The organism is Streptomyces sp. NPDC111507 (assembly GCF_055638955.1).
Map to the genome: position 1 here is coordinate 358,908 of NZ_JBVKBU010000004.1, position 20,068 is coordinate 378,975.

The following is a 20,068-nucleotide window of genomic DNA, read 5'->3' on the forward strand; positions in this document are numbered from 1 at the left end:
GTCGCGAGATACCTGCCGAGAACGAGCCGGCCCGACGCCGGTACGAGAAGCTGGTCGACCGGCTTGAGTCGCCGACGCGAACGAGAGGTGCCCGGGAGATCGAGCAACTCGCTGAACAAGCGGCGGCCAACGCGATGGACCGGGCCTGGCGGGAGGATCGGTGAGCCTGGGGGCCCTGCCCGACCCTGCCGGCCGTAGTCGTCCAGGGCCGGTGGCTCCCCCCGGTCTCGAGGACTGCGGTCGTTCAGGGCCGGTAGACCATCCCCGGCTGGGGCTTGGCGGGGGCGAGCAGCTGCGACACCGTGACGATGGTGTAGCCGCTCTGCTTGAGCGCCTTGATGATTCCCGGGACGGCGGGCACGGTCCCTTTGTGCAGGTCGTGCAGCAGGATGATGCCGTCGCGGTGAGTCTGGTCGAGCACCCGCTTGGTGATCAGGGCCGAGTCGGTCGTCTCGTAGTCCTTGGCCGTGACGCTCCACAACACCTGCGCCAGCCCCAGGTCCTGGCAGATCTTGGCCACCTTGCGGTTGGTGCGGCCCTCCGGCGGGCGCATCAGGATGGGCTTCGTACCGGTGACCTTCTCGATGGCGTCCTGCGTCCGGGTCAGTTCCCGACGGGCGTCGGCCTCGCTGATATCCGTCAGAACCTCGTGGTACCACGTGTGATTGCCGATTTCGTGCCCCTCGTCCGAGATACGACGCAGGATCTTGGGGTACTTCTCGATGTGGCCCTTGCCCTGCACGAAGAACGTCGCGTGCAAATCGTCCTGTTTCAGGATGTCCAGCAGTTTGGGGGTCGTCAGGCTGGGGCCGCCGTCGAAGGTGAGGGCCACACACTTCGCCTTGCGGCAGTCGACGTTCCCGGCCACCGTTCCCGATGCCTTGTCGCGGGCGGCGCGCGGCGAGGTGTGATCGTAGGTCGTGACCGTCAGAGCCACGATCAGCGCGACGGCCACGGCGGCGGCCACTGCTGTGGCGACGGCGATGACTATGCGAGGCCGCCGTATTCGTATGTTGAAGGGCATGCGAGACATTTCCCTGAGTCGGATTGTTGCTGCGGTATGTATGGATGGGGATGGCCTTCACGGCGCTCCGGTTGCTCTCGGCCCGTGTGTCGCCAGAGAGGGCACCCGGTTGAACGGCGGGAAGTTCTCACCTCGCGCTATCGCGTACGGGCGAGAGCCGGCTTCGCCGCGAGGTCTCGCAGGCGCACGTCGAGCGTCAGGCGGTGCCTCAGGAAGCGTCCGAATCGGCGTTCCACCCATGTGTGGATGAGCGCGGCCAGACCCAGCATGCAGATGACGGACACCGCTATCGAAGGCAACGGTCCCAGCCCCGGAACTGCCTGGATCAAGCCCTTGGCCAAGGGAATTCCGATGCTTTGGTGGACGAGGTAGAAGGGGTAGGTGAGCCCCCCTGCAGTGACCAGCCAACGCCATTGCAGTCCCGCCAACCGTCCGAGACCCGCGAGTGCCAGCAGCCCGAGACAGACGGTGATGACGGCCGCGCACACGGCCCAGGAGGGCTGGCCCTCGCCGGGGGACGTGGTGGCATGGTCGGCCACCCGGAATTCGAGCACGGTGAGTTCGTAGCACCAGGCGAAGCCCAGCAGGAGCCACAGCAGGAGGTTCTGTCCGAACCTGTGCATGAGGTAGAGAACGATCCCGGCGACGAAGAGGCCGGTGTACCGGGTCAGCACGAACTCGTTGAGCAGCGACGAGTGAAGTTCAAGGGCGATGACGCCGGCCAGGAGCCAGGCTCCGCAGAAAGCCACCATCCGCCGATAGGACAGTCCGGAGATGAGCAGGACGGCCATCAGCAGGTAGAAGCGAGCCTCCACCCAGAGTGTCCAGCTGACTCCGCTGACCAGGTTGAGTCCCAGCGGCCCCGGAACCATCGTCAGGTTTCCCAGGACCGTACGAGGGTCGATGTGCGTGGCGGCGGGCCAGTGGCCCATCCGTGCGACCAGGACAACCACGACGACCAGGAGCACCGCGCACCAGTAGGCAGGGAAGAGCCGCGATATCCGGGAGACCGCGAACTGTGCGGGAGTCCGCCCCCAGCAGCTCATGCAGATGACGAATCCGCTGATGATGAAGAAGAACTCGACGCCGAGCCAGCCGTAGCGGCTGATCTCGTGCAGGAACGGGGCGAAATCCCTGATCTCGGTCTTTCCCCAGAAGTGCGGGGTGGGTGTCCCCAGGAAGTGATAGGCGGCCACCATCACCGCCGCTACCAGGCGGAGCCCGTCTATCGCGGCCAGCCGCGCCTGCCCGCTCCGCGGTCCACTCGAGTCGACGGACCCACTCGGCTCACCGTGTCCCGGGATCGGACGTCGCGTACGACGAGGAAGTGTCCACATCCCGGCGGTCACCTCACTTCCTGACGGCCCTCGGGGTGGCACAGGGCATGGCCGATCCGGTGGGCGAGGCCGGCGCGGCTGTCGCGCGGTTCCTTCGGTGACTTGGCGTCGGCGGGCATGGCGAAGTGACCTCCGTGCTGAGGGGACCCCGGCGAAGGGGGTCGCCGAGAAGGGGATCGAGAAAGGACCGGGAAGGGATCGGGAAGGGATCGGGAAGGGATCCGGAAGAGAAGCGGCACGAGGCCCGGATCGCGGGTCCCCTGACGGGGGAAAGACCGATGCGGTGGCGTGCCGCCGTCAGACGCGGCGGCGCAGGAGCAGCATGGTGGCGGCCGTGAACAGGAGGGCGAGGCCGCCGAGGACGGCGGTATCGGTCCACTGGAAGGTCCAGTAGTCACCGGCCGGGTTGGCCTCGTAGAAACGGGCGACGTATCCGTGCTGGGCCATGCACTCCCTGAGGTCGGCGCCCGAGGGGAAGGCGCACTTCAACACGTCGTCGTGACGGCCGGAGGCGGTGATCAGGCCGTAGTGGCCGGTCGACCACTTGTCACCCATGGGCGCCTTGGGAACGATGCCGGCGCTCACGTACGTATGTGGCGACACCAGCAGGCGCGTCCTGTGCGTCCACTCCAGCAGAAGGGTCATCACCCCGGTCACCAGGAGGGCCAGGCCCATCGCGGCCAGGACCCGGCGGGCCAGCAGACCCAGCAGTGTGCCGGCCGCCAGCCCGAAGAGGGCGGCTGCGACGACGCGCGGGCCCGAGCCGCTCAGGGCTGTGCTGTCGTACCAGAACAGGCCGTAGCTGCGGTCGGCGGCGGGCCGCCACCACCAGGTGAACACTCCCGCCAGCAGGCCGGAGAGGGTCACCGTGGTCGCCGCGGCGAGGCCGAACCGGGAGGCGAACCACTGGCTGCGGCTTATGCCCTGGGCGAGGACCATGCGGTGCGTGCCCAGTTCCCTGTCGCGGCCCAGCAGCGGGGCGCCCCAGAAGACTCCGATCAGGACGGGCAGGGCGATGTTCACCATCCCCAGGTACTGCAGCGGGGCGATGTCCAGCACCAGCGGCTGGCCGGTGTCGGTGCGCGAGCAGTACAACGGTCCGGTGCCGCAGTGGTCGAACAGTCCGCTGTGCAGGGCGTCCAGCATGCCCGAGCGGTAGTACGCGGCGATCGCCACGGCGGCGGCCAGGACGGCTGCGCCGAGGCCGACCAGCACGCGCTGCTGACGCCACGCGAGCCAGAGGGCACCGATCCGGAGCGAACCGACACGGACGGGATCGACACGGACGGGACCGGTACGGAGGGAGTTCTTCATGCCGTCGCCTCCGTCCGCTCCGCGCCGGCCGGGCGCACCGTGTCCCCGGCGTGCAGGTAGCCGATCAGGATGTCCTCCAGGCTGGGCCGGTCGACGTGCCAGTCGCCGACCAGTGGTCCTTGCTGCCGCACCAGGGCGGTCATCTGTCTGCCACCGGCCCGGCGGTGTACGACGGTGTGCCGTGCGGCCAGGGTGTCGGCCTGATCGGCGTGTCCGGTCAGTAGGGCGTGGCTCTCACGCAACGCCTCGGCGTCCTCGCTCAGCTCGACGCGGCCGTCCCGCAGCAGCAGTACCCAGTCGCAGGTCTGCTCCAGTTCGGGCAGGACGTGCGAGGACAGCACGATGCTCGTCCCGTGCTCGGCGGCCTCGGCCAACAGCGCGGCCATGATCTCACCGCGCGCCACGGGGTCGAGGTCGGCCATCGGCTCGTCGAGCAGCAGCAGGTCGGGCCGTTTGCCGAGCGCCAGGGCGAGCGCGACACGGGTGCGGTGTCCGGGGGACAGCTCGCCGACGCGGGCGGAGAGTGCGATACCGCCCTCGCGGACGGTCCCCTCGGCGACGGCCTGGTCCCACGAGGAGTTCAGCTTCTCGCCCATCAGCAGGGTGTCCGCCACGGTGAAGCGGGGGTAGAGCGGCTTGTCCTGGGTGAGCAGCGCGACCCGGGCGCGGGTCTCGGGCGTACCCGGTACGGCGGCGTCCAGTACCCGTATCTCCCCGGCGCGGGGCCGCAGCAGGCCGGCGGCCAGCTGCAGCAGGGTGCTCTTGCCGGCGCCGTTGCGTCCGACGAGGGCGGTGATACGACCCCCGGGCACCGTGAACTCGCAGTCCCGCAGGGCCCAGCCGCCGCGCGCCCGGTACCGGAATCCGAGTCCCGTGGCGCACAGCGCGGCCGGCGCGTCAGGCCCGGTCATGCGTTCTCCTCTTTCCGTTCCCGGTCGCCCGGGGTGCGGCTGTGTTGCTCGTTGTCGTAGGCGTCCAGGGTGGCGGTGACCAGGGCGAGGATGTCGGCCCGTTCGAGTCCCGCCGCCCGTGCGCGTGCCGTCCAGTCGGTGAGCTCCGCGCGCAAGGGCGAGTCGTTCTCCGCGCCGGGCCGGGCGAGCGACCGCGTCACGAAGGTCCCCAGCCCGCGGCGCAGTTCGACCAGGCCGGCCTGCTCCATGTCGCGGTAGGCCCGCAGCACGGTGTTGGGGTTGATGGCGGTCACCGCCACCACCTCCCTGGCCGTGGGCAACTTGTCCCCGACCTTCAACGTGCCTATCCGGAGGGCCCGTTCGGTCTGCTCGACGATCTGCACGTAGGCCGGTACGCCGCTGCCCCGGTCGATCCGGTACTCGACCACGTCACCTTCCCTGACCACAGTGCGCCCAGTGCACTTCCACTAATGAATTAATACAAGCATGGTGGAGGCGCGGCAGCGATGTCAAACAGGGACACGACCCAAGCGGCCCTCGCCCGCCAGACCCTTCGGGCGTGACGCGTACGGCGGACAGGGACCGGAGTCCAACACGGCCCCCAACGCGCGATCGACCGCCCTCGAGCTCACGGCCACTCGCGTGTCACTACGTCCGGGGGGGAGCGGTTGTCCGAGAGGGCTTAGGGCATCACTCGCATGGTGCGCTGGTCCGACGGTGAGGTCACTCTCTACCCGGACGTCAGCGCTTCGGGCATGAGCAGAGAAGTCCAGATGGCGCCCTCCGGCTCCATCTGGAAGAACGCGATTCAGATCTCGGCCGGGCAGTTCCACAACGGAAAGTACGCCACGGACCTGATGGTGCGCTGGGTCGACGGCGAACTGACCCTCTACACGTATGTCGGTGCCGGCACCTTCGGGACCGAGAAGCGCCTTCTGGCTCCGAACGACACCTGGAAGAACGCCACCTTGCTGACCAGTGGGAACTTCAGCGGCAAGGCCAACTGGGACGTTCTCGTACGCTGGGTGGACGGCGAGCTCGACACCTACGTGGCCACCTCGACCGCGGGCCTCGGCGCCGAGGCCCGCATGCGCGACCCCAACGACCTGTGGAAGCACGACCTGGTCATGACGGAGGGGCCCAACCGTTCGTCAAACGGACAGACCATGCATTCAGGGGGAACGATGCGAGCGACCACACGTCTCACCGCCGAGTTGGGAGTGCTCATGGTGGGCTTGGCCGTCACGGCCTGTGGCCACAAGGCCGGAGAGAACGGGACCGCCCCTCCCGCGAGTGGCGCCGCGAGTCCGTCCGTTCCGTCCGTCACTTCGTCCGCCACTTCCTCCGAGGCGCCGGAACCCACCGGGTGCCGAACCGGTTCTTTGACGTGGACGCTGGTCCTGCTCCCCACGAAAAGCAGTGATCGGCGCGACGCACTATTGACCGCTGCCAACAAGGGGCCCAAAGCCTGCGTGTTTGCCGGCTACCCGGGTTTCAGCGTCCACAACGGGAAGGCGAACAGCATTGAGGGCGTCGGCCACGGACACCCCAAGCCAGTCACTCTGCACAAGGGGGCCAGAGTGACGGTCGACGTTCAGTACACGCCCCGCGGTGCGAAAGGCGCCGGCGATTATTGCGTCAAGGAGGGCGAAGCGCTGGTCTCGGCACCGCACAACCCCGACCGTGAGCGCACGAACGTCCCCGTCCTGGACACACATCGTGCAGCGGCACAGATCGATGCCTGCGGCGACTCCATCTCCCTGTCACCACCGCATTGACCACCACGACGCCGGCACGGGCGCGGCCACCCGCGTGCGGGACGGTCCGTCCAGACCGTCCCGCACTCGGCCGGCGGCGGAGATGCTTACCCGCCGCCCGCCGGCTGTGTCGCCGCTGCCATGGGTTCGCTGCCTCCCATGTCCAGCCGGAACGGCGGGTACTTGTCGGTCATGAGGTACACGTAGACGAGCACCCTCATCGTCCAGCGCAGCAGGCCCATGAGGAAGTCGAACAGACCACGCGGGTAGCTCCCCGTGAACATCAGGATCACCACCGCGATGGTGGAGAGCACGCCGATGAGCCCGGAGCCGATCGGACTGTAGTCATCGAGGTGCCGGTACACGCTCGAGGGACTGCTCACCAATATCATGATCACCAGCAACTGCGGTATGACCAGCAGCCACTTGACCAGAACCAGGCCGCGGGACAGTCGCTTGGGATAGGCGACATCGACGCGGATCGGATAGTCGGGCACGTCTTTGAGGGTGAACGGCGGATACCTGTCGGTGCCGAGCACTGAGGAGGCGTAGTAATTGACTCGCGTGTTCCACCGTAGGACGCCGACATTGAAATCGAAGAGCGGTCGGGGGTATCTGCCGGTGATGAGGATGCTGAAGAACGCGACGATGCTCAGCAGCAGGAACACGATCCACAGGAAGAGAAGGACGATGTAGTGCGGGAGGGCGAGGATCCACTTCACCAGCCACTTCCATCGGGTCAGGCGGGGATCCAGGGTCGCTTCGACGCATAGGGGATGAGCGGAAGTGAGAGACATTACTGCCACATCCTTTCTTGTGCGAATAGGAGGAAATGTGGCCCGTAAATCGCATCCCCAGGACTTTTTCGACGATGCGGGCGGGCCACTTGCTCTCTGTGAGCCGTGTCTCCATTAGGTCCCGGCAATCGAATTGCGTCATGCCCCTGGATTTCGTGTCAGGGGAACACGTGACTTGACGGATCGCGGCGGACCCGATAGGCGCGGCGGCGGAGTAGGGCGTCGGCGGTCACCAGCGCGTATACGCGCTCGACCAGGCCAATCACCGATGTCGAGCTGTCAAGCCACGAGATTCCGTGGCATGACGTGAGGCTCTCCGGCCGGTCTTCCTGGATATGGAATTCCTCAGGATCGCGTGAGGCTCAGGACACCCTTCTCCTGGAGAGCGGCCGCTCAGGGCGCCTTACGGTCCGGGCGTACGAGCAGTCCGCGTTCCAGGGCCACGACCACCGCGTGGGTACGGGATCGCCGGACCGGGGTACGGCCCGGCTCATGGCCTCGCGCTGAGGGCCGGCCCGGCGAGGGACATGTCGCCGCTGAGCTGGGCGACCTGCGAAACGGTCACCTTCTCGAAGGTGATGGTGCGGGTGGGAGCGGCGGGGTGGGAGAGCCACGGGGGCAGCGCGTCGGGGGTGACGGTGACGCTGCGGTCCGCCGGGAGCGGAGCGCCGCCCAGTCCGACGAGCGTGCCGGACAGCTTCTGGGTGTACAGAGTCACCACGTCCTTGCCCTTGAGCGTGGATGTGGTCGCGGGCTTGGTCCGCAGACGCACCGCCGCGCGGCCACGGCCCGCCGTCAGGTCGAGGTCGCCGAAGTCCAGCGACTGTGCGGTGAACTTCAGCATCCGCTGGGACCCGGCCGCGGTCCGGACGGTGACCACGCCGCGGAAGGCACTGCCGTGGAGTACGAGTCTGTCGGCGCGCAGCACCCAGGGGGTGTTCGCCGGCCGGCCCGGCAGTCGGGCAGCCGGCGTACCGGCATCTGCTGGTGCCTTGGACGTACGGATGCCGCCGGGGGCGAGCAACGCCTTCGAGGCCGCCGGTGTGGCGAGGTGCAGGACCAAGGGCAGGCCGGCGACGGCCAGCGCGCAGGCGAGGGGCCACAGCAGTTGACCGGCCAGGCGGTTGTTCACCGCACGGCCCGGACGGCAGGGATCGGACTCCGGCCCGCTTGCCGCACAGCTGGTCGGCTCATCACTTGCCACCGTGGTCCTCACCCGCGGGGATGGTCGTTGACGCAGGGTTCGCTGCGGGCTGCGACTCGGCGGCGCCCGTCGGAGGGATCCAGGCACAGGCCAGGGATCCGCCGATCAGGCCGGACATCAACCCGATGAGGAGGCCCCCGAAATTGGCGACGGGAAACGAGACGAGGGCGAGCAGAATGACCGCGATCCCTGCGAATACGCGCGCCTGCTGGTGGAACCAGAGGGAGATGGCCAGGGCCACGAGGAGTACTCCGATGATCAGCGACCCCGCGCCGGCCGAGGTCGACAGTGCCAGTGGGATGGCGTTGAACTTCAGGTGCGCGTACGGAAAGTAGATGATGGGCACGCCCGCCGTGAAGGTGAACAGGCCTGCCCAGAAGGGACGTTCGTGCCGCCAGGTCCTGAATTCGCGTCGGGCGGCGGTGGCGGTGGCGGCGACGCGCAGGTTCCGGCGCCTGCCGAATCGTTCGAAGAACACGTGGGCTTCCGTGATGTTCGGCGGGCGGGAGTACGCGGCGAGCGGGTGCGAAGGGCGCGTGTTGCGTGACGCTGGGTCAGAAGCACTCGTGGTGGCCCTGTCTGAGCCGCACATCGAGGTCCGGGACGTTGAACGTGGCGGCCGAGACCGCGACCGTGGTGAAGTGCACGTTGGTCAGGAAGGCCGAATCCGCCTGTTGGGCAACGCCGTTGGGATCGAAGAACCGGGAGTTCCTGTCCCCCCGGTTGATCGGGCCCTTGCTGACCGCTCCCGCCGCCACACCGATGTCGAGGTCGTTGAAATTCGCCTGCGTGCTCGACACGGATGTCGCGTCGAGGAACAAGTTCTTCGCCTCGACCCGCCTGCGGTCGCCGCCGGTGATCCTCAGCGTGTACGGGCCCAGAACCGGGATCGAAACCACCACGGACTGGCACAGCCCGCCGATCTCCGCGCGGCTGGCCCCGGTGACCACGACCGGCACCAGGGCGCCCTTCCTGGTCACGTCCACCATGCCGTAGATGCTCAGACCACGGACGTCCAGGGTGTCCAGGGCCACCTGGAACTTCTGGCCGGAGATGAGGAACGACGCGGCCAGCGCTCCTTGGGCCATGCCGACGCCGAGGGCAGCGGCGGCCATGACACTCGGGGCGAGCACGGTGGCGAAGCGCTTCCAGGAGGTCCTGCCTGCGCGGTGCAGCATCCCGTCTCCTTCCGGTCATGCCGTGGGCTCGCCGATGCCAGACAGGGGTGCGACGCCCCTCTCTCTAGTGGCGGATCCTAGGCTTCCCGGCACGTCAGCCGACGGCACGCCGGGTCGGCCGGATGGGTGAGTCTGTTTCCGTTGCGGCATACGGATGACACGCGACGCGGTGACACCGTCGGTGTCTGCGATCCGCCGGCCATCGCCGAGTGGACGCGCTCCTGAGCCACCGGGTCAGCAGCAGGGAAGGAGAGGAACTGGCGAGCAGGCCCATGGCGCCCTTACTTCATGACCGGGGAGACCGCCACTCCTGGACTACGCGCTCAGGGGTCGAGTGAGCACGGGCGAGGGCACGGCTCGGAGCACCGACCCGCCCGTCGACCGGCTCATGCGACGGCGGCGGCATGCCGTCGATTTCGAGTATTTCGATCCCCTCAGGCTTAATCCACCGACTTGATTTCTGCAGATGAACAGACGGACGGCCCGGGTGTGGAACCCGGGCCGTCTCAGGGGCGACGCTCAGTGGCCAACTCGCAGGGGCGACTCAGCCGCGGTGGCTCGCTCGGGCGAGGGCGGGCACGAAGCGGAGGGCGTCGACGGTGCCCACGCCGGTGGCCATGTCGTAGCCGTTGACGGCCTTGTAGCCGGTGACGCCTTCGTAGCTGTTGTTCGTACCGTCGTTGACGTCGACGACGCCGGCGCTCTTGTCGTGATGGGCGGAACGCTTGGACAGGGCGTACAGCGCCTCGTTGATGTTGCCCACCCGGTGGCCGGCCGCCTGGTCGGCGAGGGCGACGATGCCCGAGAAGAGCGGGCTGGCCTCACTGGTACCGCCGGTGACGTCCCAGCCGGTGGCGGTCGGGTCGTAGCTGGAGTAGATCCAGGCACCGCCGTTGACCGCGGCGGCCAGCGACACGTCCGGGGTGCCGCGGCGGGCGCCGACGACGTTCTTCACGCCGTTCTGGAAGGCCGGGCGGGAGAAGACGTGGGACTGGCCGCCGCCGCCCGAGCCGTAGTCGTTGTAGACGCTGTCGGGCTTGACGCGCTGACCCTTGTCGTTCAGGTGGAGCTGGGTGCCACCGATGGAGGTGACCAACGGGTCCGAGGACGGCCAGGAGTTGACGCGCTTGTCGTAGTAGGTCTTGCCGTCCGCCTTCAGGTCCGTGGCGCCGCCGTCACCCGAGGAGGCGAGGACGGTCACGTGCTTGCGGTTCGCGTCCTCGAAGGCGTAGCGCAGCTTCTTGATGCTGGAGAAGTCGCCCTTGTCGAAACCGGGGAAGGTGTCCTCGGTGGCGCCGAAGCTCTGGCTGATGACATCACCGACGCCACGGTCGATCAGGTGCTTCTCGGCGTCCATCATCTCCGGCAGACCGGTGGTGCCCTCGGTCTCCGCGACCGCCGTCTCCACCAGGACGATCTTGGCGTCGGGCGCCACGGCGTGCGCCATCTCGACGTCCAGGGTGGTCTCCCCCGCCCAGCCGGTCATGTCGGCGTTCTTGGGATCGAAGACGGGAACCTTGCCCCACTTGACCACGTTGACCTTGGTGCTGCGCAGGCCGAACTGCTTGCTGTAGACGTCGAGATCGTGCTGGACGGTCGGGGAGCCGTACGAGTCGACGATGACGATGGTGCGCCCCTTGCCCGTGATGCCCTTCCGGTACAGCGCGTTGAGGTCGTACGCGGTGCGGTACTGGAGCGGGTTGTAACAGGCGATGTGCCACTTGGCCTGGCACTGCTCACTGGAGAGCGGGCTGGCCACGTCGCGGACCAGGGTGTGCCCGGCGATGGCCGGGACGGCCTTGGTGTGCGGTACGGCGGCAGGCGCGGCGGTGGTGACGCCGGCCAGCGGAGCGGTCGCCAGCGCGGCGACGGCGAGGGCGGCGGTGGCGGCCGTGGAGGCCGCGACGCCGCGCCCGGTACGGGATATGTGCATGAATCCCCCTGGGTGGTCCTGAGTTGCACGGAGTGGTCTCCGTGCATCTCATCGAGTGAGACATGCACAGGACAAGACCATTGAACTGTCGATGCCGAACCCTTTACCCAAACAGCACCTGCGGTGCGAACGGCCTGCTTGGCCAGCGCGTTTCACGGCGCGCGGACCCGCCGGGCGGGCAGCCGGGCGGCGGTCGCCCGGGGACGCCGTCGTACCGCCGTCCGTCAAGGGCGCGACGTCGGCGGCTGCAGGTCGAACGCGGCGGTGTTCAGCGAGCGCCGCATGGCCAGCGCGAGGGGCCGCTCGACGAAGCGGTGCACGAGGTACGACAGGACGATCAAAGCGGTCACCGTGGCCACGACCAGCACCGAGGGGTCGATCCGGTCGCCGTAGTGGTGGGCGACGGTCATTCCGATCGTGTCGTGCAACAGGTACAGCGGGAAGGTCATCGCACCCGCGACGGTCAGCCCGCGCCAGCGGATCCGGCGGGTCCCGCCGAGCGCGATGGCGCCCATCACCAGGAAGAACAGCGTGGTCACGAGGATCAGCCAGCCGCGCCACGGCGCCCACGTGGCCCAGTTGACGCGACCGCCGTGGGGTGCCAGCAGGAAGTGCAGCGCCAGCAGCCACGACATGGCGACGATCCCCCACAGCAGCGGCGTCGGCCGGTAGCGGTGCATGAGGTAGAAGGCCATGCCCGCGATGAAGTACGGGGCGGACGTCGGGTTCACGATCAGCGTGAGCAGCGGGATCTGGGCGCTGGGTGCCAGCACCGCGGCGACCGTCCACAACCCGCAGAAGATCACCACCCGCTGGTGGGTGAGGCCCTTCCACACCACGACGGCGAACGTGAGGTAGAAGCAGAGTTCCGGCCAGAGCGTCCAGTAGACCGGGTCCAGGTTGGACACACCGAGCGGGGTCTGCAGCATCGTGAAGTTCGCGAAGAGCACCCGCGGGTTGGGGTGCCCGAACGGGGTGTCGGCGAAGTAGATGACACAGGCCGACACCACGATCGCGATCCAGTACATCGGGTACAGACGAGTGACGCGTGAGATGAAGAAGTCACGCGGGGTACGCCCCCACGCGCTCATGCAGATCACAAAGCCGCTGATCAGGAAGAACAGGTCGACGCCGAGCCGTCCGAAGGCGAAGTAGGCGTGCGCCTCCGGAAAGGTGCTCCGGTACGAACGCCCCCAGACGACGACCATCGCTCCGGGGGTCTGGCCGACGAAGTGGAAGAGCACCACCGACAGCGCCGCCAGGAATCGCAGCCCGTCCAACGCGGCGAGCCGGTTCTCGCGGGCGCCCCGCCGGACCGGGATCACCCGCGGCGCACGGGCCGGCTGCGGCGACGGCGCCTCCTCCGCGACCGCTCCCTCGAGCCCCTGTCTCGTGGCCACGCCGGCCAGTCCCCTGCGATCGTCCGCCTGGGTCATGCGTCCCCCGTTCCAGGGTCGTCCTTCTCTTCCGGACAGACCGCGGAAGCCACCGATCACATGCCCGACGGTCACATGGCAAGGTTGCCGTATTTGTCCCCTTCAGGGTGGATGACGGCGCCGCCGAGGCCCACAGATGGCGCGTACCCACTGTCCACCGTGCGATACGGGCCCATCGGTGTGAGCCAGGCCGCACACGACGGGAGGCCGGGGCGTTCCGGAAGGCTGCGCGGAGAGGCGACGGCGGGGCTGGTGAAACGGACCGTGCCGTCGCCGAGGCGAGTGACGCCTTCGGCCTCGTCGAGCGCGGCGAGATGCGTGCCGTGGTCCCGGTGGACTTCGGCGATGTACGTGACGACGGAGCCGGACTGCTGTTCCAGGGCGAACATGACATCCGCGTAGCGGGCGTGGTCGAGTACGGCGCTCACGCCTTCCCCGACGGTCAACAGACCCGTGGCGACCCGGTCGTTGGCGAAGACGCGGCCGGGTCGAACCCGGTGGGTGCTGGAGCGGGCCTTCTAGAGCAGGCCCAGGTCGCCGAGTTCCTTGTGGAGGTCGGCGCGTGGGTTGTCGGCGCGGGGCTGAAGGGCGCCGCGGGTGGTCGGGCCGGTGCCGCCGCCGGAGTGGGTGTCCTTGGCGGGCCGGGGGTGTCGGTCCCGGAAGAGCCAGGCCCCGACCAGGCCGCCGATCAGGCCGCCGAGGTGTCCCAGCCAGCTCACCCCCGGCGTCCCGGGCACCGCCACGGTGAGCATGTAGGCGAAGGAGGCCGCCATGACGACACCGATCAGCGTGTCGATCAGATGCCGGTCGAAGAGCCCGCGCACCACGACATAGCCGAAGTACCCGAAGATCAGGCCGCTGGCGCCGACCGTGTCGACGTTGCCCTGCTCGAGGAACCAGACCGTGAGGCCGCTGGTCACCACGATGAGCAGGCTCAGCCCGAGGAAACGGACCACCCCTCGGTAGGCGGCGAGGAATCCGAAGACGAACAGCGGTCCCGAGTTGCTCTCGATGTGTGCCCAGTTCCAGTGCAGGAAGGGTGCGGTGAGGATGTTGGGCAGCGTGCCGATGTCGCCGGACACCACTCCGTAGTCCCGCGAGAGTGCGTAGTGGTCGGCGAAGTTCGCGAGCTGCGCCAGCCAGACCAGCGCGAGGAACCCGAACATCACGAAGAACGCCTTCCGCGCCTCCGCGATCATCTGCTCGGGACCCATCGGCCCCGTACCGGCCCGTTCCCGTTCCGCCCCGTCCATGGCACGCTCCCCTCCCCGGCGGATCCGCATCCGCTCCACGACCACACCCCCAGAATGCCAGCAGCCACCGGGCCCGGATCCCCACGGTCGGGGCCCAGATTGTTGACGATTTTGTGTACCCATCCTACGGTCGGTAACCATCTCCCTGGAGAGCGGAGAGCTCGAGGAAGCCCGAGGAAGCCTGCGGCGCTCCAGGAGTTCGAGACCGAAGGAGTACGTACGTGTCCCCAGCTACCGGCAGTGCCAAAGGCAGCGGCGCCGCGGCCAAGGAGCAGGCCCTCGTCGCGCTGCGCGGGGCCATCCTCGCCGGTGACATGGTGCCAGGGCAGCGACTGGTCGAGGCCGAGTTGGCCGAGCAGTTCGACGTCACGCGGGCCAGCGTGCGGGCCGCGCTGGTCGATCTCGCCGCCGACGGCCTTGTGGAGCGGATCCGCAACCGCGGGGCCCGGGTCCGGACCGTGTCCGTGAGCGAGGCGGTGGAGATCTACGAGTGCCGCATGGTGCTCGAGGGGCTGTGCGCGGCCAAGGCCGCCGAACGGGTCACCGATGCGCAGATCACGCAACTCCTCGCACTCGGCGAGCAGTTGCGCGCCGCCGTCCTGGCCGCCGAGCCCCTGAAGTACTCCGAGCTCAACCGCCAACTGCACGACTTCGTCCGGGACATCTCCGGCCAGGACACCGCCGCCGAACTCCTCACCCGCCTGAACGCCCAGATCGTCCGCCACCAGTTCCGGCTGGCCCTGCAGTCCGGGCGCCCCCAGGTCTCCCTGGGCGAACACCTCGCCCTCGTCGAGGCCATCGCCGCGCGTGATCCGCAGCGCGCCGAGGCGGCCGCCCGTGCTCATGTGGCCAGCGTCATCGAGGCCCTGCGCACCGTCGAGGGGCCCGGGACGGGCAAGGCCTGAACCTCAAAGGGGACGGTCAGACTCTCGGCTCCAGGGGAGACCGAGAGCCTGTCGGGCCGGCGTTCCTCACGCCCGCCCGACCACCCCGCGAACGGGTCAGTTCTGGTACGTCTTGTTGCGGCCGGGGCCACCGGACAGGAAGTCCTTGCCGGCGCCTCCGTGCAGGACGTCGTTGCCGCTGTTGCCGTACAGCTTGTCGTCGCCCGCCCCGCCGTACAGGGTGTCGTCGCCACGGCCGCCCTGGAGCAGGTCGCGGCCCGCGTTGCCGTACAGCTTGTCGTTGCCGTCGTCGCCGAACAGCGCGTTGTCGCCGCTCGTGCCCGACAGGCTGTCGTTGCCCGCGCCACCGTGGCACTCGGCGCTGCAGTTGACGAGGGTGTCGTTGCCCGCGCCACCGTTCGCGCCCTCGTCGTAGACCCCGCCGCCGCCGGAGAGACGGTCGTTGCCGCCCTGGCCGTAGAGGACGTCGACGCCGTGGCCGGTCAGGGTGTCGTTGCCCGGCCCGCCGTAGATCCTCGTGTACCCGCCGCTGGTGTTGCTGGTCGTCGCGGTGTCGTTGCCGTCGCCGAGGTCGACGATCAGGGAGTCGAGGTCGGACGCCGAGGTGTTGGGCTCGGTCACCGTGCAGACGGCCTTGGTGTCGTCGCCGCCGGCCGGGCGGACGCAGCCCGCGCCGAGGGAGATCTTGACGGTGTCGTCGAAGGTGTAGATGTAGTCGCTCAGCTGGGAATCCGGGTCGAACGCACCGAGCGCCCAGGAGATGGACAGGTGGTTCGTCTGACCGGCGGCCGCCGTGTAGAACAGCTTCTGGCCGACGACGACCGCGGTCGCGCTCCTGGCGGGCGCGGCCTGTGCCGCGGGGGCGGCGAGGGTGACGGCCACGGCGGCGGTGGCGAGCGCCAGCGCCTTCGGCAGAGCGGTGATGCGGCGACTGAACATGGTCGGTTCTCCTCCACGGGGCCCGATGGGCCCAACGGGGCCCTGGGGGCCGATGAGGTCCGCGCGTGAGTCTGTGCGCGTGTGGTCATCCCGTTCGACGGCGTCCTCAGCGGGGAAGTTGTGGCTTCGGTCGTACAACTTTTCGGCGTTCAGAGGGCGTTCACTTCTGGTTGCTTCTGTTGTGGTGTGGACACTTCCGGGCGTTGACGGGAGCTCGAAATCAGCAGCGTCGCGGCGACCGACGTGATCGCCATCACCGTCATCGCCGTTCCGGGCGAGGTGAGTTGGGCGACCGACCCCGCCAGCGCCGCGCTCACCCCCTGCATCGTGAGCATGCCCGAGGAGTGCAGCCCCAGGGCGTGCCCGCTCAGCTCGTCCGGGGTCAGGGCCATCAGGCGTTCCTGCTGGATCAGACTCGCCCCGAAGCCGACCGAGGCGAGGGCGACCGCGCCCGCCGCCACCGCCACCCCCGGCCGCAGCGCGAACAGCAGATAGGGCGTCGCCAGGAGCAGCAGGAACGGGATGCCCAGGCGACCGCGGACCGCGGGCGGGAGGAAACGGCCCGTCGTCACATCGCCCACGAACATGCCGAACGCCGCGAAGGCGAAGAGCAGACCCGCCCGGTCCGGGGCGTAGGACACGTACAGGGACTCACAGCCGACGATCAGACCGTTCGGGATCCACAGGAGCAGGTACGTCGTCCGGCGCGGGCGCGAGGACCACAACAGCGCGTTGGTACGCCAGGTCTGCGCGATCGAGGGGCGGCCGGTGGCCCTCGGCGCCCGGCGGGTCATGCCGAAGCGGGTGATCAGGGCCGCCGCGAGATACAGGGCCGCCGCGCCCGCCAGCGTGATCCTCGGCGAGAGCACCGCCACCAGGACGCCACCCGTCGCGTAACCCGTGATCTGCGTGAGGCCGTTCGCCATGTTGAGGACCGAACGGCCCAGCAGGTAGCCCTCCTTGGACAGGATCTCGTTCAGCAGACCCCAGCGGACACCGCCGCCGAGGGACGAGACAAGACCGAGGACGAAGATCAGGAGGAACAGCGCCCAGACCGGAAGGCCCGGCGTCGCCATCACCGCCGTACCGACGGCGAAGGACAGGGCGATGCCCGTCATCGTGGCGCGCGGCGCCAGCCGGTCCGCCGCCGACAGCAAGGTGGTCGCGCCGACCACCTGGGCGAGCTGCGGCCCGAACATGCTCACGGCCGACAGCAGCGGCGAGTCCGTGGCCCTGTACACCAGCGTCCCGACGGCCAGACCGGCGATCGTCGAGGCCGCCGAGTTGAGCGCGGAGGACAGGAAGAGAGGGGTGAACTCCCGGGTGCGGAAAAGGTCGGAGTAGCTGCGCATGCGCGGAGTCTCGGGTGGCGCCCGGCGTGGTCGTTATTGTTTCGCGGAGAAGCGAAACCACGCAGGGCCATGCACAGCGGGAGACAAGCGGCGGGAGGTGCGGATGGGCTGGTGGCAGATCAACGCCGACACCCTCGCCCGCACCCGTTTCGTGCTCTCCCCGCTCGCCGAGACCTTCGCCGCCGTCAAGCTGTTGCACGCGGGGACCGCCGCGCACCCCGGGGAGCGGGCCTGGCTCGACGCCCACCTGCCCGCGTACAAGAGGCGGCTGGCCGGTGACCCCGTCACCGCGCTCCTCATACGGTCCGGGCTCGGGCGGAACTGGATCGCCGACTTCCTGACGCCGACGCCGCGCGGCGAGGCCGACTTCGAGGAGGAGGTCGCCCGGGTGCGGGAGGCGTCGGCCGCGGACGCGCGGGCCCATCTCACCGTCTCCCTCGCAAGGCCGCTGCCCGCCGCCCTGCACCGCGACGACCTCCCGGAGCGCGCCGCCGACCTGCTCACCCACGTCTGGACCGAGGCCGTACGCCCCTACTGGGACCGGCGGCGGCGCGTCCTGGAGGCCGATGTCATTGCCCGGACCGCGCAGGTGAGCCAGGGAGGCTGGGCGGCGGCCCTCGACACGCTGCGGCCGGGCACGCGCTGGCTCGGCGACAACCGGCTGCAGATCAATCTCCACGAGTACCCGCCACGCGAGATCTCCGGCGCCGAGCTGGTGTTCGTACCGATCACACCGCAGCGGCACGGCTGGGTGGCGTGGGAGGAGCCGGACCGGTACGCCGTCGTCTACCCCTGCTCGGGCGTGCTCGCCGACACCGGCCCCGAGGCCGTGCCGGAGAGCCTGGGCACGCTACTCGGACCCGCCCGCGCCGGGGTCCTCGTCCTCCTCGACTCCCCCATGAGCACGACCCAGTTGGTGGCCCTGACCGGGCAGGGTCTCGGCTCGGTCGGACGCCATCTGAAGGTGCTGCTGGACGCCCGGCTGGTACGGAGGGGGCGGGCCGGGCGGTCGGTGCTGTACTCCCGTACGGCCGCCGGGGAGGTACTCGTGAAGGCCCAGCGGGAGTAGGCCGGGAGGAGCGGGTGTCCCGGGTCACCGGCGTGCCGGTCTACCGGTGCCGCTGGATGCGCGGGGCGCCGGTCACCGACATCATCAGCGAGTACAAGGACGTGGACGCCGTGATGAAGAGGCGGTTGTTCCTGGGGCCGCCGAAGGTGAGGTTGGAGACCCTCTCGGGGACCAGGAGCCGGCCGATGAGGGTGCCGTCGGGGTCGTAGCAGTGCACCCCGTCGTCCAGGGCGGCCGCCCACAGCCTGCCCTCGTCGTCGAAGCGGATGTTGTCGAAGTGGACACCATTCTTTGCTTCCGCGAACGTTTTCCCGTCCGCGAGGGTGCCGTCGTCGCGGACGTCGAAGACGCGGATGCGGGCGGCGCGGGAGTCGGAGACGTACAGCTGCCGTTCGTCGGGCGAGAAGACGACGCCGTTCGGCCCGTCGAAGCCGTCCGCGGCGAGCCGTACCTCGCCGGTCCCCGGGTCGAGGCGGTAGACGTGGCACGCGCCGATCTCCGACTCGGCCCGGTGGCCCTCGTAGTCGCTCAGGATCCCGAAGTCCGGGTCGGAGAACCAGACCGAACCGTCCGACCGTACGACCGCGTCGTTCGGGCTGTTGAGCCGCTTGCCGTCGTAGCGGTCGGCGAGGACGGTGACCGATCCGTCGTGCTCCGTCCGGGTCACCCGGCGGTTGCCCTGCTCGCAGCTGATCAGGCGGCCTTCGCGGTCCAGGGTGTTGCCGTTGCTGTTGCCCGCGGGGGTGCGCAGGACGCCGACCGTGCCGGTGGGCTCGTCCCAGCGCAGGATGCGGTCGTTGGGGATGTCGCTCCAGATGAGCTGGCGCCAGGCGGGCACGTACAGCGGGCCCTCGGCCCAGCGGGAGCCGTCGTGGAGGACCTCGAGCCTGCCGTCGCCGTTCGTGCAGCGGCCGGTGACGAAGCGGTCGTCGAGTACCTCGTAGATGCCCTTGATCGTGTTCGCTGTGGTCACGCTCGCGACCTTACCGAGCGGACGGGGACGTGGCCGGGCGGCGGCAGGGGCGACATCAGGCGGAGTTAGCATCCGTTTATGACTACTGACAGTTCAAGCAGTTCCGTGCTCGACGTCCAGATCGACTCCCTCCAGGGCGGCACCGCGGACCTCGGGCAGTACCGCGGCAAGACCGTGCTCATCGTGAACGTGGCCTCCAAGTGCGGGCTGACCCCGCAGTACGCGGGGCTGGAGCGGCTGCACGAGCAGTACGCGGGACAGGGCTTCACCGTGCTCGGTGTGCCCTGCAACCAGTTCATGGGGCAGGAGCCCGGCACCTCCGAGGAGATCGCCGAGTTCTGCTCCGCGACCTACGGCGTCACCTTCCCGATGACCGAGAAGGTCGAGGTCAACGGGGACGCGCGGCACGAGCTCTACCAGCGGCTGGTGAACACCGCCGACAGCGAGGGCCACACCGGTGACATCCGCTGGAACTTCGAGAAGTTCCTGATCGGGCCGGGTGGAGACGTGGTGGCGCGGTTCTCGCCGCAGACCGAGCCGGAGTCGGCGGAGGTCGTGGCGGCGGTGGAGAAGGCGCTCGCGTAACTGCGGGTTCCGCCCTTGAAAGCCGTTGGCGACCTGGTGAAAGCCGTTGGTTGACCTTGCCCCTGGGACAGGGAGCAGCGTCCTTTGTCACCGGGCGGAAG

At 68.9% G+C, this 20,068-nt stretch carries 20 protein-coding genes; 4 read left to right on the forward strand and 16 right to left on the reverse strand.

Annotation, left to right across the window (positions count from 1 at the left end; all coding sequences use genetic code 11):
* Positions 1-244: 244 nt before the first annotated feature.
* From ACZ7M2_RS19345 to ACZ7M2_RS19365, 5 genes are all read right to left on the reverse strand, one after another.
* Positions 245-1,024 carry a polysaccharide deacetylase family protein gene (locus tag ACZ7M2_RS19345; RefSeq protein ID WP_471596281.1) on the reverse strand — a complete coding sequence of 260 codons (780 nt, stop codon included), beginning with the start codon at positions 1,022-1,024 and terminating at the stop codon, positions 245-247.
* Positions 1,025-1,161: 137 nt separating this feature from the next.
* Complete coding sequence (locus tag ACZ7M2_RS19350; protein ID WP_471596530.1) at positions 1,162-2,328, reverse strand: acyltransferase family protein; 1,167 nt, start codon at positions 2,326-2,328, stop codon at positions 1,162-1,164.
* Between the two features lie 330 nt (positions 2,329-2,658).
* Positions 2,659-3,675: a transporter gene (locus ACZ7M2_RS19355; protein ID WP_471596282.1), complete on the reverse strand. Its 1,017-nt coding sequence runs from the start codon at positions 3,673-3,675 to the stop codon at positions 2,659-2,661.
* Positions 3,672-4,586, reverse strand: a complete 915-nt coding sequence (locus tag ACZ7M2_RS19360) for an ATP-binding cassette domain-containing protein (RefSeq protein WP_471596283.1) — start codon at positions 4,584-4,586, stop codon at positions 3,672-3,674. The genes ACZ7M2_RS19355 and ACZ7M2_RS19360 overlap by 4 nt, the downstream gene beginning before the upstream one ends.
* Positions 4,583-5,014 carry a GntR family transcriptional regulator gene (locus ACZ7M2_RS19365; RefSeq protein ID WP_471596284.1) on the reverse strand — a complete coding sequence of 144 codons (432 nt, stop codon included), beginning with the start codon at positions 5,012-5,014 and terminating at the stop codon, positions 4,583-4,585. Before ACZ7M2_RS19365 ends, ACZ7M2_RS19360 begins: the two co-directional genes overlap by 4 nt.
* Positions 5,015-5,341: 327 nt before the next feature.
* On the opposite strand from ACZ7M2_RS19365, the gene ACZ7M2_RS19370 reads away from it, so the two are divergent.
* The gene (locus ACZ7M2_RS19370) at positions 5,342-6,364 is read left to right on the forward strand and encodes a DUF4232 domain-containing protein (protein ID WP_471596285.1); all 1,023 of its coding nucleotides are present in this window, start codon (positions 5,342-5,344) and stop codon (positions 6,362-6,364) included.
* Positions 6,365-6,450: 86 nt separating this feature from the next.
* Here the strand turns inward: ACZ7M2_RS19370 and ACZ7M2_RS19375 are convergent, their stop codons facing one another.
* The 8 genes from ACZ7M2_RS19375 to ACZ7M2_RS19410 form a co-directional block, all read right to left on the reverse strand.
* Entirely contained in the window at positions 6,451-7,140 is a 690-nt protein-coding gene (locus ACZ7M2_RS19375; RefSeq protein ID WP_471596286.1) for a DUF4389 domain-containing protein, read from the reverse strand.
* Positions 7,141-7,630: 490 nt separating this feature from the next.
* A complete protein-coding gene (locus tag ACZ7M2_RS19380; protein WP_471596287.1) occupies positions 7,631-8,272 on the reverse strand; it encodes a hypothetical protein in 642 nt (213 codons plus the stop codon).
* A gap of 61 nt (positions 8,273-8,333) precedes the next feature.
* Positions 8,334-8,822 carry a DUF6114 domain-containing protein gene (locus ACZ7M2_RS19385; RefSeq protein ID WP_471596288.1) on the reverse strand — a complete coding sequence of 163 codons (489 nt, stop codon included), beginning with the start codon at positions 8,820-8,822 and terminating at the stop codon, positions 8,334-8,336.
* Positions 8,823-8,898: 76 nt separating this feature from the next.
* Positions 8,899-9,522 carry a DUF6230 family protein gene (locus ACZ7M2_RS19390; RefSeq protein ID WP_471596289.1) on the reverse strand — a complete coding sequence of 208 codons (624 nt, stop codon included), beginning with the start codon at positions 9,520-9,522 and terminating at the stop codon, positions 8,899-8,901.
* Positions 9,523-10,066: 544 nt separating this feature from the next.
* Entirely contained in the window at positions 10,067-11,455 is a 1,389-nt protein-coding gene (locus tag ACZ7M2_RS19395) for a S53 family peptidase (protein ID WP_470055044.1), read from the reverse strand.
* A 224-nt stretch (positions 11,456-11,679) separates the two neighbouring features.
* Entirely contained in the window at positions 11,680-12,891 is a 1,212-nt protein-coding gene (locus tag ACZ7M2_RS19400; RefSeq protein WP_471596290.1) for an acyltransferase family protein, read from the reverse strand.
* Between the two features lie 71 nt (positions 12,892-12,962).
* Positions 12,963-13,319, reverse strand: a complete 357-nt coding sequence (locus tag ACZ7M2_RS19405; RefSeq protein WP_471596291.1) for a hypothetical protein — start codon at positions 13,317-13,319, stop codon at positions 12,963-12,965.
* Between the two features lie 90 nt (positions 13,320-13,409).
* Positions 13,410-14,144: a rhomboid family intramembrane serine protease gene (locus ACZ7M2_RS19410; RefSeq protein ID WP_471596292.1), complete on the reverse strand. Its 735-nt coding sequence runs from the start codon at positions 14,142-14,144 to the stop codon at positions 13,410-13,412.
* A gap of 221 nt (positions 14,145-14,365) precedes the next feature.
* On the opposite strand from ACZ7M2_RS19410, the gene ACZ7M2_RS19415 reads away from it, so the two are divergent.
* Positions 14,366-15,049, forward strand: a complete 684-nt coding sequence (locus ACZ7M2_RS19415; protein WP_471596293.1) for a GntR family transcriptional regulator — start codon at positions 14,366-14,368, stop codon at positions 15,047-15,049.
* 96 nt (positions 15,050-15,145) lie between these two features.
* Here ACZ7M2_RS19415 and ACZ7M2_RS19420 read toward each other — a convergent pair whose 3' ends face one another.
* Positions 15,146-15,988 (reverse strand): calcium-binding protein, encoded by an 843-nt coding sequence (locus tag ACZ7M2_RS19420; RefSeq protein WP_352044212.1) that lies wholly within the window; start codon positions 15,986-15,988, stop codon positions 15,146-15,148.
* Between the two features lie 149 nt (positions 15,989-16,137).
* Positions 16,138-17,340: an MFS transporter gene (locus ACZ7M2_RS19425; protein WP_471596294.1), complete on the reverse strand. Its 1,203-nt coding sequence runs from the start codon at positions 17,338-17,340 to the stop codon at positions 16,138-16,140.
* 103 nt (positions 17,341-17,443) lie between these two features.
* Between ACZ7M2_RS19425 and ACZ7M2_RS19430 the strand changes: the two genes are divergently transcribed.
* On the forward strand, positions 17,444-18,409 hold the full coding sequence (locus tag ACZ7M2_RS19430) for an ArsR/SmtB family transcription factor (RefSeq protein ID WP_471596295.1): 966 nt from the start codon (positions 17,444-17,446) through the stop codon (positions 18,407-18,409).
* A 40-nt stretch (positions 18,410-18,449) separates the two neighbouring features.
* Here ACZ7M2_RS19430 and ACZ7M2_RS19435 read toward each other — a convergent pair whose 3' ends face one another.
* Positions 18,450-19,382 (reverse strand): SMP-30/gluconolactonase/LRE family protein, encoded by a 933-nt coding sequence (locus tag ACZ7M2_RS19435; protein WP_471596296.1) that lies wholly within the window; start codon positions 19,380-19,382, stop codon positions 18,450-18,452.
* A gap of 78 nt (positions 19,383-19,460) precedes the next feature.
* Between ACZ7M2_RS19435 and ACZ7M2_RS19440 the strand changes: the two genes are divergently transcribed.
* Positions 19,461-19,967 (forward strand): glutathione peroxidase, encoded by a 507-nt coding sequence (locus ACZ7M2_RS19440; RefSeq protein WP_352044209.1) that lies wholly within the window; start codon positions 19,461-19,463, stop codon positions 19,965-19,967.
* Positions 19,968-20,068 lie beyond the last annotated feature (101 nt).

What these genes read in the sequence shown, in the direction of transcription:
- ACZ7M2_RS19430 (WP_471596295.1), top strand. Translation starts at nt 17,444, where the DNA reads ATGGGCTGGTGGCAGATCAACGCCGACACCCTCGCCCGCACCCGTTTC.
- ACZ7M2_RS19370 (WP_471596285.1), top strand. Translation starts at nt 5,342, where the DNA reads ATGAGCAGAGAAGTCCAGATGGCGCCCTCCGGCTCCATCTGGAAGAAC.
- ACZ7M2_RS19440 (WP_352044209.1), top strand. Translation starts at nt 19,461, where the DNA reads ATGACTACTGACAGTTCAAGCAGTTCCGTGCTCGACGTCCAGATCGAC.
- ACZ7M2_RS19355 (WP_471596282.1), bottom strand. Translation starts at nt 3,675, where the DNA reads ATGAAGAACTCCCTCCGTACCGGTCCCGTCCGTGTCGATCCCGTCCGT.
- ACZ7M2_RS19410 (WP_471596292.1), bottom strand. Translation starts at nt 14,144, where the DNA reads ATGGACGGGGCGGAACGGGAACGGGCCGGTACGGGGCCGATGGGTCCC.
- ACZ7M2_RS19390 (WP_471596289.1), bottom strand. Translation starts at nt 9,522, where the DNA reads ATGCTGCACCGCGCAGGCAGGACCTCCTGGAAGCGCTTCGCCACCGTG.
- ACZ7M2_RS19395 (WP_470055044.1), bottom strand. Translation starts at nt 11,455, where the DNA reads ATGCACATATCCCGTACCGGGCGCGGCGTCGCGGCCTCCACGGCCGCC.
- ACZ7M2_RS19375 (WP_471596286.1), bottom strand. Translation starts at nt 7,140, where the DNA reads ATGTCTCTCACTTCCGCTCATCCCCTATGCGTCGAAGCGACCCTGGAT.
- ACZ7M2_RS19345 (WP_471596281.1), bottom strand. Translation starts at nt 1,024, where the DNA reads ATGCCCTTCAACATACGAATACGGCGGCCTCGCATAGTCATCGCCGTC.
- ACZ7M2_RS19360 (WP_471596283.1), bottom strand. Translation starts at nt 4,586, where the DNA reads ATGACCGGGCCTGACGCGCCGGCCGCGCTGTGCGCCACGGGACTCGGA.
- ACZ7M2_RS19400 (WP_471596290.1), bottom strand. Translation starts at nt 12,891, where the DNA reads ATGACCCAGGCGGACGATCGCAGGGGACTGGCCGGCGTGGCCACGAGA.
- ACZ7M2_RS19420 (WP_352044212.1), bottom strand. Translation starts at nt 15,988, where the DNA reads ATGTTCAGTCGCCGCATCACCGCTCTGCCGAAGGCGCTGGCGCTCGCC.
- ACZ7M2_RS19425 (WP_471596294.1), bottom strand. Translation starts at nt 17,340, where the DNA reads ATGCGCAGCTACTCCGACCTTTTCCGCACCCGGGAGTTCACCCCTCTC.